Origin of the sequence: Burkholderia latens (assembly GCF_001718795.1) — a bacterium.
Taxonomy (GTDB): domain Bacteria; phylum Pseudomonadota; class Gammaproteobacteria; order Burkholderiales; family Burkholderiaceae; genus Burkholderia; species Burkholderia latens_A.
In genome coordinates, this window is sequence record NZ_CP013438.1 from 2,169,465 (window position 1) to 2,181,654 (window position 12,190).

Annotated in this window: 13 protein-coding genes; 5 read left to right on the forward strand and 8 right to left on the reverse strand. The window is 67.6% G+C overall.

The genetic code is table 11. The annotated features are described in order from the left end of the window. Positions 1–132 precede the first annotated feature (132 nt). The gene (locus tag WK25_RS28905) at positions 133–345 is read left to right on the forward strand and encodes a DUF1059 domain-containing protein (RefSeq protein WP_040138821.1); all 213 of its coding nucleotides are present in this window, start codon (positions 133–135) and stop codon (positions 343–345) included. Positions 346–461: 116 nt separating this feature from the next. Here WK25_RS28905 and ltaE read toward each other — a convergent pair whose 3' ends face one another. Continuing rightward, positions 462–1,475 carry a low-specificity L-threonine aldolase gene (gene ltaE / locus WK25_RS28910; RefSeq protein ID WP_069243583.1) on the reverse strand — a complete coding sequence of 338 codons (1,014 nt, stop codon included), beginning with the start codon at positions 1,473–1,475 and terminating at the stop codon, positions 462–464. Positions 1,476–1,862: 387 nt separating this feature from the next. On the opposite strand from ltaE, the gene WK25_RS28915 reads away from it, so the two are divergent. From WK25_RS28915 to WK25_RS28925, 3 genes are read left to right on the forward strand one after another with little or no spacing between them, the layout of a single operon-like run. Next, positions 1,863–3,275, forward strand: a complete 1,413-nt coding sequence (locus WK25_RS28915; RefSeq protein ID WP_069243399.1) for a cytochrome ubiquinol oxidase subunit I — start codon at positions 1,863–1,865, stop codon at positions 3,273–3,275. A 29-nt stretch (positions 3,276–3,304) separates the two neighbouring features. After that, positions 3,305–4,312: a cytochrome d ubiquinol oxidase subunit II gene (cydB, locus tag WK25_RS28920; RefSeq protein WP_040138824.1), complete on the forward strand. Its 1,008-nt coding sequence runs from the start codon at positions 3,305–3,307 to the stop codon at positions 4,310–4,312. After that, complete coding sequence (locus WK25_RS28925; protein ID WP_069243400.1) at positions 4,284–4,463, forward strand: hypothetical protein; 180 nt, start codon at positions 4,284–4,286, stop codon at positions 4,461–4,463. The genes cydB and WK25_RS28925 overlap by 29 nt, the downstream gene beginning before the upstream one ends. 111 nt (positions 4,464–4,574) lie before the next feature. Here WK25_RS28925 and WK25_RS28930 read toward each other — a convergent pair whose 3' ends face one another. The 6 genes from WK25_RS28930 to WK25_RS28955 all read right to left on the reverse strand — a co-directional run bounded on the left by WK25_RS28930 (position 4,575) and on the right by WK25_RS28955 (position 9,381). Beyond that, positions 4,575–4,769: a YqaE/Pmp3 family membrane protein gene (locus WK25_RS28930; RefSeq protein ID WP_040138826.1), complete on the reverse strand. Its 195-nt coding sequence runs from the start codon at positions 4,767–4,769 to the stop codon at positions 4,575–4,577. A gap of 119 nt (positions 4,770–4,888) precedes the next feature. Beyond that, positions 4,889–5,344, reverse strand: a complete 456-nt coding sequence (locus WK25_RS28935) for a TIGR00725 family protein (protein ID WP_156789130.1) — start codon at positions 5,342–5,344, stop codon at positions 4,889–4,891. Positions 5,345–5,420: 76 nt separating this feature from the next. Next, a complete protein-coding gene (locus WK25_RS28940; RefSeq protein WP_040138828.1) occupies positions 5,421–6,251 on the reverse strand; it encodes an ABC transporter permease in 831 nt (276 codons plus the stop codon). A gap of 10 nt (positions 6,252–6,261) precedes the next feature. Next, the gene (locus tag WK25_RS28945; RefSeq protein ID WP_069243402.1) at positions 6,262–7,350 is read right to left on the reverse strand and encodes an extracellular solute-binding protein; all 1,089 of its coding nucleotides are present in this window, start codon (positions 7,348–7,350) and stop codon (positions 6,262–6,264) included. Between the two features lie 26 nt (positions 7,351–7,376). Next, positions 7,377–8,420, reverse strand: a complete 1,044-nt coding sequence (locus WK25_RS28950; protein WP_069243403.1) for an ABC transporter ATP-binding protein — start codon at positions 8,418–8,420, stop codon at positions 7,377–7,379. 7 nt (positions 8,421–8,427) lie between these two features. Next, positions 8,428–9,381 (reverse strand): ABC transporter permease, encoded by a 954-nt coding sequence (locus WK25_RS28955; RefSeq protein WP_420480840.1) that lies wholly within the window; start codon positions 9,379–9,381, stop codon positions 8,428–8,430. A 67-nt stretch (positions 9,382–9,448) separates the two neighbouring features. On the opposite strand from WK25_RS28955, the gene WK25_RS28960 reads away from it, so the two are divergent. Next, the gene (locus WK25_RS28960; protein ID WP_069243404.1) at positions 9,449–10,345 is read left to right on the forward strand and encodes a LysR substrate-binding domain-containing protein; all 897 of its coding nucleotides are present in this window, start codon (positions 9,449–9,451) and stop codon (positions 10,343–10,345) included. 112 nt (positions 10,346–10,457) lie between these two features. On the opposite strand, the gene WK25_RS28965 is transcribed toward WK25_RS28960, so the two are convergent. Beyond that, positions 10,458–12,110: an alkaline phosphatase family protein gene (locus WK25_RS28965; RefSeq protein WP_069243405.1), complete on the reverse strand. Its 1,653-nt coding sequence runs from the start codon at positions 12,108–12,110 to the stop codon at positions 10,458–10,460. Positions 12,111–12,190: the final 80 nt, after the last annotated feature.

Genomic DNA, 12,190 nt, shown 5'->3' on the forward strand with positions numbered 1-12,190 from the left:
GCCGCGGGGGCGTGCGCGCCGCTCCCGGAAAGTCCGGCGCTGCCGCCTATACTTTTTGTCATCGGCTTCGCGAACGCGCCGCGCGGCCGATCATGCAAGTCCGGCCGTTCCCTTTCCCGTGAGGAGAACATCATGCCCCGCCGCTATATCGATTGCCGCGAGTTTCCCAGCGCGACGCATTGCTCGGTCGCCATTTCCGCCGATTCCGACAACGAACTGCTGGAGGCCGCCGTGCAACATGCGGTCTCGGTACACCAGCACACCGACAGCGCCGAACTGCGCACGCAGCTGAAATCGCTGTTCCACGACGGCACGCCGCCCGTCGACACGCCGCGGCAAGCGTAAGCCGCCGGCACGGCAATTATCGACACGCAACGCGCTGCGTGACCCGTCCCGATGTCTTGCGCGCTGCCGCATCGCGCCGGCCCGCGAAGGGTCGGGTCTGCGCGGCGCGTTACGCGTTAAGCGCGACGCTTCGCGAAATATGCGCCGACCGCGTCGACGAACGTGTCGATGTCCGCGCGCGACACGTCGCAGTGCGTGACGAAGCGCGACGCGTACAGCATCTGCGTCAGAATCCCGCGTTCCTTGAGCCACGCCTCGAGCGGTGCGCAGTCGGCTTCGGGGAATTGCGCGAACACCATGTTCGTCGCGTGCGACAGCACCTTCACGGGCTCGATGCGCGCGAGGCCTGCCGCGAGATGTGCGGCGTTCGCGTGATCGTCGGCGAGCCGCTCGACGTTGCGATCGAGCGCATGGAGGCAGGCTGCCGCGAGAATGCCAGACTGCCGCATCCCGCCGCCCAGCACCTTGCGCCAGCGCTGCGCGCGCTCGATCAGCGCACGACTGCCGACCAGCACCGAGCCGACCGGCGCGCCGAGCCCTTTCGAGAAGCAGATCGAAATCGTGTCGAACGGCGCGCACAGCTCGGCAATCGTGCGCCCCGACGCGACGGCCGCATTGCACACGCGTGCGCCGTCGAGGTGCGCAGCCAGCCCGCGGCTGCGCGCGAGCGCGACGGCTTCCTGCACGTAACCTTCCGGCAACACCTGGCCGCCGATCGTGTTTTCCAGCGCGAGCAGCCGCGTGCGCGCGAAGTGGTTATCGATCGGCTTGATCGCCGCGGCGATCTTCGCGAGCGGCAACGTGCCGTCGGGCGCGTTCTCGATCGGCTGCGGCTGGATGCTGCCGAGCACGGCCGCGCCGCCGCCTTCGTACTTGTAGGTGTGCGCGAGCTGGCCGACGATGTATTCGTCGCCTCGCTCGCAGTGGGCCATCAGCGCGGCCAGGTTGCTCTGCGTGCCGCTCGGGAAGAACAGTCCGGCTTCCTTGCCGGCCCGCTCGGCCGCGACGGCCTGCAGGCGCAGCACGGTCGGGTCGTCGCCCCATACGTCGTCGCCGACTTCGGCGGCAGTCATCGCGGCCAGCATCGCCTGGCTCGGACGTGTCACGGTATCGCTGCGCAAATCGATCATCTTCGTGCCCTTGTGAACGCGGACCGGAACCGAGGCGCCCGGCCCTGCCGAAACGAGACTGAGAGTGTACGCAATTCGCGCGGCGCCCGCCCGAGGCCGGACGCACACCGATTGTCCGCGCGGGCCGCCGTTCGGATGATGCGACGCGCCATATTGCCGCACGTGCGGCAGACCGCCGCGCCGCACCAGCGCAGGCCGCGCAACGCGTTCTTGATGCGAATCAACGATTTAGCGCGAAAGCGGGCGCGGCGGGCTGGACATCTGCGACGAGTTGGCACATTTCGCGGCGCAACATCGCGATCCATACTCCAGCCAACCCCTGCCGCATCGCCGGCCCGGGTCCGCCAGCACCCGCCGGCGGGTATCGTCAAGCCTCGGTCAACTGGTATGGACACCGCATTTTCGGCCCTCGATCTGGCCCGCCTGCAATTCGCGTTCACCGTCTCCTTCCACATCGTCTTCCCGGCGCTGAGCATCGGCCTCGCCAGCTTCATCGCCGTGCTCGAATATCGCTGGCTGAAGACGGGCAAGCAGTACTACAAAACCCTCTGCCTGTTCTGGTCGAAGATTTTCGCGGTCGCGTTCGGGATGGGCGTCGTCTCCGGCGTCGTGATGAGCTATCAGTTCGGCACGAACTGGTCCGGCTTCTCGAGCTTCGCGGGTTCCGTCACCGGCCCGCTGCTGATGTACGAAGTGATGACCGCGTTCTTCCTCGAAGCCGGCTTCCTCGGCATCATGCTGTTCGGCTGGAATCGCGTGAGCCCGCGCGCCCACTTCGGCGCGACGCTGATGGTCGCGATCGGCACGCTGATCTCGACGTTCTGGATCCTCGCATCGAACAGCTGGATGCAGACGCCGCAAGGCTTCGAGATCGTCGACGGCCGCATCGTGCCGACCGACTGGTTCGCGATCGTGTTCAACCCGTCGTTCCCTTACCGCCTGTTCCACATGGCGATCGCCGCGTTCATCGTCGCCGCGCTCGTGGTAGCCGCGACGGGCGCATGGCACCTGCTGAAGGGCCGCCGCGACAAGGGCGTGAAGAAGATGTTCTCGATGGCGCTTTGGCTGCTGCTGGTGCTCGCGCCGCTGCAAGCCGTAATCGGCGACCAGCACGGGATCAACACGCTGAAGCACCAGCCGGCAAAGATCGCCGCGATCGAAGGTCTGTGGGAAACCGAAAAGGGCGGCACCGCGCTGAACCTGTTCGGCATTCCTGACATGCAGGCCGAAACGACCCGCTACGCGGTGAAGGTGCCGCACCTCGGCAGCCTGATCCTCACGCATAGCTGGGACGGCGAAATCCGCGGGCTGAAGGACTTCCCGCCGGAAGACCGGCCGAACTCGACGGTCGTGTTCTGGAGCTTCCGGATCATGGTCGGCCTGGGCTTCGCGATGATCGTTCTCGCCGCGCTCGCATGGCTGCTGCGCCGCCGCGGCGCCCTGTATGAATCGAAGGGGTTTCAGCGCTTCGCGCTCGCGATGGGGCCGACCGGGTTCGTGTCGCTGCTCGCGGGGTGGGTGACGACCGAAGCAGGCCGCCAGCCGTGGGTCGTGTATGGCGTGATGCGCACCGCGCAAGCCGTGTCGCCGCTGTCCGTACAGCAGGTCAGCCTGTCGATGATGACGTTCGTGATCGTGTACTTCCTCGTATTCGGCACCGGCGTGTACTACATGCTGAAGCTGATGAAGGCCGGCCCCGCGTTGCCCGACGTCAAGCATGACGACAAGCCGGACACGCGCCCCGATCACACCGGACGCCGGCCGATGTCGGCCGTCGACGAGTTGATCGAGACCGTCTGAGCCCACTCCTTTCGCATACGAGAAAACCTATGGACGTCACCGTAATCTGGGCCGCGATCATCGCATTGGGGCTCTTCATGTACGTCGTGCTCGACGGCTTCGACCTCGGCATCGGCATCGTCTTCCCGTTCTTCCCTGACGAGAAGGAACGCGACCTGATGATGAACACCGTAGCGCCCGTGTGGGACGGCAACGAGACGTGGCTCGTGCTCGGCGGCGCCGGGCTGTTCGCGGTGTTTCCCGTCGTCTATTCGACGGTGCTGTCCGCGCTGTACCTGCCGCTGATCTTCATGCTGGTGTGCCTGATCTTCCGCGGCGTGTCGTTCGAGATCCGCGCGAAGGCGCGGCGCACGAAGCAGCTGTGGGATCTCGCGTTCATCGGCGGCTCGGCCGGCGCGACGCTGTTCCAGGGAATCGCGCTCGGCGCGTTCCTGCAGGGCATCGACGTGAAGGACGGCGTATACGCCGGCGGCGCATTCGACTGGCTCACGCCGTTCAGCCTTCTGACGGGCCTCGGGCTGATCGTCACGTACGCGCTGCTCGGCTGCTGCTGGCTCGTCGCGAAGACGGAAGGCGACCTGCAACGGCGCCTGCATCGCGTCGTGTGGCCGCTGACCGTCGTGCTGCTCGGCTTCATTGCGGTCGTCAGCCTGTGGACGCCGCTGCAGGATCCGGCCGTCGCGCAGCGGTGGTTCGATTCGGGGCTGTTCTGGCGCCTGCTGCCGGTGCCGTTCCTCGTCGCCGGGTGCGCGGCATGGATGCGCCGCGCGGTACGCGAACGGCACGACGTGACGCCGTTCGTGCTCGCGCTGGCGCTCGTGCTGCTCGGCTACGTCGGCCTGCTCGTCACGATGTTCCCGTACGCGATTCCGCAGACGATGACGATCTGGGAAGCGGCCGCGCCGCGTTCGAGCCAGACCTTCACGCTGGTCGGCGCAGCGGTTATCCTGCCGATCATCATCGCCTACACGACGATGGGTTACTGGGTATTCCGAGGCAAGGTGCGCCATGAAGATCAGCATTACTACCACCACTGATTCCCCCGCCGGCCAGGCCGGCGCGCCGCGGCCGCGGATGCGCGGCTGGATGTGGTTCGTCGTCCTGTGGGCCGGAGGCGTGCTCGGCGCCGTCACGCTCGGCTACGCGTTCAAGATCTTCATGAACCTGACGCTGTTTGCGGTGAAGTAGGCACATCGGCCGCTGCGATCGGATGACGATCGCAGCGGCCGTTTTCATATCGCGGGCCGGTTTGCAGCGTTCGCGCATCGCTCGAAGCGCGTCGCCGCGCCGCCGCGCCGCCTACCGCCGCCCGCGCAGCGCCGCGTCGATCTTTCTATCGGTCTTGTACTGGCTCAGCGCATAGACCGACCAGATCGCGGCCGGCAGCCAGCCGATGATCGTGAGTTGCAGGATCAGACAGACGATCCCGGCGATCGGACGGCCGATCGTGAAGAACTGGAACCACGGCAACAGCAGGGCAAGCAGCAGGCGCATCTGGAATCCTCGCGAAGCGTCGTTGAACATCGATGCCCGAACAATATGGCGAGTCGCGCGCCGGTTTCAAGTCCGACGTCCGCAACGATGCCCGCCGCACGAGATGCCGCCGCCACCGCCTAAGCCGAATCGCTCAGCCACTGCGCGGCGCGCGCGACGAGCCGGTCCGGTTCGTCGAAGCACTCGACGCCCGCGACGTACGGCGCGTCGCAAATCGTGAACACCGGCTTGCCCCATTGCAGCCCGAGCGCGATCTCCGACAGCGTGCCGAGACCGCCGCCGACCGCGATCAGGCACAGCGATGCGCGCGCGACCAGCGCGTTGCGCGTGATGCCGAGCCCGGTCGGCAGCGCGACGCTCAGATACGGATTCGCGAGCGCCGCGTCGTCTTCGGGCAGCAATCCGATTGCACAGCCACCTGCCGCATGCGCGCCGCGCGCGGCAGCTTCCATCACACCCTGCTTGCCGCCGCCGACGAGCGCGACGCCCGCCGTCGCCAATGCGTGCGCGATCCGTTCCGCGACCCGCATCTGCTCGTCCGTCGCGTCGCGCGGGCCGATCAAGCCGACCGGCATTCGGTGCCGGTGCGTGCCGCGTTGCCGTTGCGCCAGTCGCGCGAGCGCGTCGCGTGCCGGCTCGGACCACGCGCATTCAATGACGTCGTTGGCGAACAAGGCCTTCCCCCAGTGCAAGAACGCAGGTGCAAATGGCCGTCAGCACGATCGACAGCACGGCCGCCTGCGAAAAATCGGTTTGCCCGTCCGACAGCTTCAGGTACATCAGCAGCGGCAGGATATTGATCTGCGTGCCGGCCAGCGCCAGTGCCGTGCCATACGTGCCGAGCGCGATCGCCGTCACGAGGCACCACGCGGACGCGATCGACGGCCACAGCTCGCGCCACGCAACGTCGAACCACGCGCGCCATGGCCGCGCGCCGAGCGTCAGCGCCGCTTCGAGCGGCCGCCGGTCGAGGTTCGCGAGGGTCGGATAGATCATCAGCGCGACGCGCGGGATCAGGTAATACGCATAGGCGACGGCGAGCCCGGGCATCGTGTAGATGGCGCCGCCGATCACGTTCGAATCCGCACCGAGCGCCGCCAGCAGCGTGGTGACGAAGCCCGCGCGGCCGAACGCGAGAATGAAGCCGTACGCGATCACCAGTCCGGAGAACGCCAGCGGCACGCCGAGCAGCGCGAGCGACCAGTGGCGGCGAGCAGGCGACTGCCCCGCCAGTGCGAAGGCGAGCGGCACGCCCACGCCAACCGACAACGTCCCGGCGCCGACGGCCAGCGCGACCGAGCGCGCGATCGCATCGGCGACGAGCGGGTCGCGCAGCACCGCCGCGAACGCGCGCCCGCCGCCCGCACATGCCGCGTCGACGAGCGCGGCGAGCGGCAGCACGAAGCACACCGCGAGCAACGCCGCCGCCGGAATCGCGCCGAAGCGGCGCAGCACGCCGCGTTCCGGTAACGAAGCCTGCATGCCGATCCCCTTAGTTGCCGAGCGTGGCCTGCGACCACAGCTGGTCGACTTCGGCCTTGCGCGCGGCCGCCTTCGCGACATCGAGCGGACGCACCTGCGGTGCGTTCGGCAGCTTCGCCGCGGTTTCCGGCGCCACCGGCGTGCCGGGCACGGCCGGACGCACATAGCCCTGCGCGAACAGCGCCTGGCCGACATCGCTCATCACGAGGTTGAGCCACAGCTGCGCGGCGAACGGATTCGGGCCGTTCTTCACGAGACTCATCGCATACGGCGCCGACACGCTGCCGTCCTGCGGAATCACGACGTCGGCCGCGTCGCCCATGCCGTCCGTGTACTTCGCCTTGAGGCCGTCGTTTTCGTAGCCGATCAGGATCGGAATCTCGCCCTTCACGAACTTCGCATACGGCGTCGTGCCTTCGACACGCAGCACGTTGCCGGCCTGCTTCAGCTTGCCGAAGAAGTCGGCGCCCGGTTTCGGATTCTCGACGCTGCCGCCGTTCGCATAGGCGGCCGCGAACACCGCGACCTGGCCCTGCCCGGTCGAACGCGGGTCGAGATAAACCACCGCGTTGCGGTACTCGGGCTTGAGCAGATCGGACCAGCGCTGCGGTACGTTCTTCACGAGTTTCCGGTTGACGAGGAACGCGATGTTCAGCGAATGCACGGCGAACCAGCGCGCGTCGGTTGCACGGAACACGCCCGGCAGCCGGTCGAAGTTGACGGGCTTGAACGGCGCGACGACGTCCTTGCCCGCGGCGTCGAGCGCCGACGCCGCGAAGTAGTACGCGGTATCGGCCTGCGGACGGCGGCGCGACTTGTCGAGCGCGACGACGGTGGCCGCCGAGCCGATATCGTTGTACGTGATCTCGACCTTCGGATAGCGCTTGCGGAACTCGGCGAACAGCGCCTTCCAGTTCGCCCATTCGGGGCCGGTGTCGAACGATACGACGAGGCCTTCGTCGGCGGCCTTCGCGTACAGCGCGTCCTCGCCCGGATACAGCGGCGCGGCATGCGCCGCCGCACAGGAAAGCGCGGCAAGCGCGCACAGCGCGAGCATGCGGGCGCGCACGGCCTTCACGAAAAGGGAACCTGCAGACATGGTGAATCTCCGTTGAACGAAAGGAATCAGTGCGCGTCCGGCAACGCCGGCAGCACGAGCAGATGGCGCGGGTCGATCGCGATGCTGCGCGCGGCGGGCGCGCGCCCTTCGCACAGCAGCGGGTCCGGCGATCCGTCCGGAATGAAGTCGTAGCGCTGCGTCGCGCCGAAGTACCGCACTTCGCCAAGACGGCCGTCGAGCCGGTTCGCGCTGTGCGCCGGCGGATCGGCCTGTACATGCTCGGGCCGCACCAGCACCGCGATTTCGGCGCCGGGCCGGTGTGCGCCCGTGTCCGCGCGCAGCATCGCGAAGCGCACGTCGATGGCGCCGTGCGTGAGCACGCGTCCGCGCAGCAGCGTCGAATGGCCGACGAAGCGTGCAACCTGCGCGCTCACGGGCCGCTCGTACAGGTCGCGCGGCGTGCCGGCCTGGAGCACGCGGCCGCCGTCGACGATCGCGACGCGGTCCGCCATGCTCAGTGCCTCGTCCTGGTCGTGCGTGACGAACAGCGTCGTCGCGCCGCACGCGCGTTGCAGCGCGCGGATCTCGTCGCGCAGCTGATGACGGATGCCGGCATCGAGCGCGGCCAGCGGCTCGTCGAGCAACAGCAGCTTCGGCTCGATCACGAGCGCGCGCGCCAGCGCGACGCGCTGTTGCTGTCCGCCCGACAGCATCGCGACGCCGCGCGTCGCATGTGCGGCCAGGCCGACCCGCTCGAGCATGTCCAGCGCGCGCCGACGCCGCACGCCGGCCGCGACGCCGCGCATCCGCAGCCCGTACGCGACGTTGTCGACGACCGACAGATTCGGAAACAACGCATAGTGCTGAAACACCATCCCGACTTCGCGGCGCCATACCGGCACGCCGGCCACGTCGTCGCCGCCGATCGCGATGCGCCCGTGCCAGCCGTCGAGCAGCCCGGCGGCAAGCCGCAGCAGCGTCGATTTGCCGGAGCCGCTGCGCCCCATCACCGCGAGCAGCTCGCCCGGCGCGGCGGACAGCGTGACGTCGTCGACGCCGTGACGCGCACCGGGATACTGAAAGCTGACGTGTTCGAATTCGACGCTCATGAAGGACTCATTTCAGACGTTGGACGGTGCCGACGGACACGAGCGTCGCGAGGACGGCGAGAACGAGCAGCACGACGGTCGCCGCGCATGCCGTCCCGGTCGCGCCGTAGAACGCCTGCAGCAGCACGATCGGATAATTCCGGTAACGAAAACCGGCGATCAGGTTCGAGATCTGGAATTCGCCGATCGACAGCGCGGCCACCATCACGAGGCCGGAGAACAGGCTGTGCCGCAGGTTCGGCAGCACGATCGTGAAGAACTGCCGCGACGGCGTTGCACCGAGCGTCGCCGCGCAGTCTTCGAGGCGCGCAAGATCGAGATGGCGCAGGTCTCCCAGCAGGGTCTGCAGCAGATACGGCAGCGTCAGCACCGCGTGGGCGGCGACCATCAGCGGCAGCGTGCCGAGCCACGGCAATATGTCGCCGCTGAAGATCGCGATGTAGCCGAAGCCGAGCGTGAGCGCCGGCACGGCGACCGGCATCAGCATCACGATGCGCGTCGCGAAGCCGCCGCCGGCCCGCGCGCGGTGATGCAGCGCATACGCGAGCGGCAGCCCGATCGTCGCGTTGAGCGCGCAGCAGGCCAATGCGACCATCAGGCTCACGCCGAACGCCCGCGTGAAGCTGCGGTTCGCGGCCAGATCGGCAAACCAGTGCGCGGTGAAGCCGGTGGGCAGTAACGTATTGGTCCACGATTCGCCGACCGAGCCGATCAGCAGCAACGCGATCGGCAACAGCAGATAGAACCCGAACACCGCGACGAAGGCCTGCAGTATCAGCCGGCCGATGCGCGGGCGCGCGGCTCTGCTACGACGAATCGGAACACCGTCGGCCACGGCCGGGACGGGACCGATGACGGAGGCATGACACACTCGCTGGCGATGAGGGAAGACCGCACGCAATGCCCGCCGATTCAGGGGCTTGCGCATGGTCGGAACGAGCGCAGTGTGAGGATCCGACATGGCATCGTCATGAAAAAAACGTACAAAGTCCGCATCGATCCATGCGAGAACGGAACAACAGCAGCGGATGAAACACCTGTATCCGAACGTCGCGGAGCTGCACGCGTTCGTCGCTTCGGCGAAATACCTGAACTTCTCCTACGCGGCCCGCGAACTGGGCTTGACGCCGAGTGCGGTCAGCCGGCAGATCGCAAACCTCGAGGCGCTGTTCGGCGTGAAGCTGTTCGTGCGCGAGGGGCGCGGCCTGGCGCTGACGCGCGCGGGCCACGTGTATCACGCGCGCGTCGCCGGCCCGCTGCGCGAAATCGGCAACGCGTCGATCGAGCTGCTGAGCGCACGCGAGAACGGCGACCTGCTGACGATCGCAAGCGTGCCGACGTTCACGACCAAGTGGCTGTTGCCGCGACTCACGCGCTTTCTCGCCGCCGCGCCGGGTGTCACGCTGAGCTTTCGGCGTCATCTCGCGCCCGGTGACGTGTTTCCGTTCGGGCTCGACGCGGCGATCCGCTACGGCGACGGCGCATGGGACGGCGTGCAAAGCGACTATCTCGGCGGGCGGACCTTCGTGCCCGTCTGCTCGCGCGAATTCGCCGACCGGCACGCGCTGCACGAGCCCGCCGATGCCGTGGCAGCGCCGCGCCTCGTGCACGAACAGGCAGAGATCGCATGGTCCGCATGGGCCGAGCGCCATCGCGCGTCGCAAATGAACGCGCTGGCCGGACCCCGCTTCGAACAGTATTCGGTGCTGATCCAGGCTGCCCAGGCCGGGCTCGGGATCGCGCTGGTGCCGCGCTTCCTGATTCTCGACAATCTCGCGGCCGGCACGCTGGTCGAGCCGTTCGACGCGCCGGTCGACGTGGACGCGCAGGGTCACTATCTCTGCTACGCGCCGGAGCGTCTCGAAACCAGCGACGCGCTGCGGCGTTTCCGCGAATGGATGCTCGACGAGGCAACGGCTCGCTGACGGCGACGGCGGGCAACGGCGGTCGGCAAAAAACCCCTGGAATGACGGGACGCGCGCCGCCGCGCGTCCCGGGCCGGACGCCGCGCGACCGCGGCATCCGGCGCGCGCAACGTCAGTGATCGATACCGAGCCCCGGCAGCACGTGCGTGTTCTCCGCGACGACCGCGTGCAACAGCTTCGGATCGGCGCCCAGCAGCCCGAGAATCGTCGGCGCGACCTGCTTCGTGCCGACGACGTCCGACACGGTGCGCGCGCGATGCAGGCCCGGATACGACACGAGCAGGCCGAGATGGCTGTCGTCCGGCGCGTTGCCGCCGTGCTCCTCGTCCTTCTTCGTGCTCGACGTGTAGATCACGCCCGGATTCGGCTGCACGATGATGTCCGGCGTGCGGCCGTTGGCCGGATCGCCGAATCGCTCGGCCAGCGCTTCGCCATACAGGACGTACGCCTGCGGGCCGTCCGCGCAGATCCCCGGCGCATTGCAGCCCAGGTTCGCCTTCAGCGTCTGCACCACGGCCGTGCGCTGGCTGCGGTCGCGCAGCCAGATCAGGCCGACGTCGTCGGTCTGCACGAAGCCCGTGCCGGCCAGGCCCGAGCCGTCGTTCAGGTTGCCCGTCGTCGTGTTGTTCTGGCCGAAATTGCCGTTCGGGTCGAGATAGTTGTTCGCTTCGAGCAGCTTCGTCAGCGTGTCGCCGTTCTTCACGAGCTTCGTGTGATCGGTCGGCGACTGGCCGTGCTTCGCGGTGACGATCACGGCCGTCGACGTGTACAGGTTGTGCTGCTTGAGTTCGTTGACGATGCGCCCGATCGAGTTGTCGACGTACGTGATCGCATTCGCGACCTGGCCGTTCGGCGTGAAGTTCGCATCGAGGTAGCCGCCGCCCTTCGCGACCGGCGCCTTCTGCGCGACGCTGAGCGTCTGGAAGTTCGCGCCGAACAGCGTCGGCACCGGTGCGTTCTTCGCGCCGGTCGAATCGCGGCCGTCGATCTGGTTGATCAGCGCCTGCACGTGCAGATTGTCGAAGCGCGCGGTGTGCGAATAGACGTCGGTGTAATCCGTACCCGTGGCCGGGTCGATCGAGTTGATCTCGGTACGCATCAAGTCGTCGACGCCGGTGCCCGACGGGCCGTTCAGCCAGTCGTAACCCCACGCGTGCTTGTCGGCCCACGCGGTGTATGCGTTCGGCACGCCAGCCTTCACGGCCTCGAACACGGTATTGGTCTTCACGTAGTTGTGCGGGTAGACCGGCACGCACCGGCCGTCGACCTTCGCATGCGGGATCGCCTGCGGATTGAACGCGCCGCCGCCGTCCAGATGCACGAGCGCGCCGCCGTTCTGCGCATCGATGCCCGTCGTCTCGTCGAATACGACGTTCCAGCCCTGCTTGCCCGAGCACGTCGTGTCGCTCGGCGCGTACAGGTTGCGGTCGTACGACACGTCGTAGAACAGGCCGGCCGTCTTCGGCGAGCCGCCCGTCACGAGCGCGGCCAAGCCCGGAAACGAGTCCGACAGGCCCGGCGTATACGCATTCGTGTACGTGACACCGCTCTGCGCGAGCACCGCGATGTTCGGACACGTGTTCGCGCCGATGCAGCGCGCGAGATCCTGCTCGTGCAGACCGTCCACGCTGATCAGCAGCACGTGCTTCACCACGCGCTGACCGTGACCGGCCGGCGGCACCGCATGCGCGCCGGCGCTTGCGAGCGCCAGCGCGCCCGCCACCATCGCCACAATGTTTCGTTGCTTGACGAACCTGGAAATCATCACCCCACCTCATCGATTGACGTTGAACCGCATGACTTGCCCACAGGCGCGCAAAATATGGCCGCGCCGTGCGGCGGTCC

What these genes read in the sequence shown, in the direction of transcription:
- WK25_RS28935 (WP_156789130.1), bottom strand. Translation starts at nt 5,344, where the DNA reads ATGCCGGTCGGCTTGATCGGCCCGCGCGACGCGACGGACGAGCAGATG.
- WK25_RS28965 (WP_069243405.1), bottom strand. Translation starts at nt 12,110, where the DNA reads ATGATTTCCAGGTTCGTCAAGCAACGAAACATTGTGGCGATGGTGGCG.
- cydB (WP_040138824.1), top strand. Translation starts at nt 3,305, where the DNA reads ATGGACGTCACCGTAATCTGGGCCGCGATCATCGCATTGGGGCTCTTC.
- WK25_RS28950 (WP_069243403.1), bottom strand. Translation starts at nt 8,420, where the DNA reads ATGAGCGTCGAATTCGAACACGTCAGCTTTCAGTATCCCGGTGCGCGT.
- WK25_RS28930 (WP_040138826.1), bottom strand. Translation starts at nt 4,769, where the DNA reads ATGCGCCTGCTGCTTGCCCTGCTGTTGCCGTGGTTCCAGTTCTTCACG.
- WK25_RS28915 (WP_069243399.1), top strand. Translation starts at nt 1,863, where the DNA reads ATGGACACCGCATTTTCGGCCCTCGATCTGGCCCGCCTGCAATTCGCG.
- WK25_RS28960 (WP_069243404.1), top strand. Translation starts at nt 9,449, where the DNA reads ATGAAACACCTGTATCCGAACGTCGCGGAGCTGCACGCGTTCGTCGCT.
- WK25_RS28905 (WP_040138821.1), top strand. Translation starts at nt 133, where the DNA reads ATGCCCCGCCGCTATATCGATTGCCGCGAGTTTCCCAGCGCGACGCAT.
- WK25_RS28925 (WP_069243400.1), top strand. Translation starts at nt 4,284, where the DNA reads ATGAAGATCAGCATTACTACCACCACTGATTCCCCCGCCGGCCAGGCC.
- WK25_RS28955 (WP_420480840.1), bottom strand. Translation starts at nt 9,381, where the DNA reads ATGTCGGATCCTCACACTGCGCTCGTTCCGACCATGCGCAAGCCCCTG.
- WK25_RS28945 (WP_069243402.1), bottom strand. Translation starts at nt 7,350, where the DNA reads ATGTCTGCAGGTTCCCTTTTCGTGAAGGCCGTGCGCGCCCGCATGCTC.
- ltaE (WP_069243583.1), bottom strand. Translation starts at nt 1,475, where the DNA reads ATGATCGATTTGCGCAGCGATACCGTGACACGTCCGAGCCAGGCGATG.
- WK25_RS28940 (WP_040138828.1), bottom strand. Translation starts at nt 6,251, where the DNA reads ATGCAGGCTTCGTTACCGGAACGCGGCGTGCTGCGCCGCTTCGGCGCG.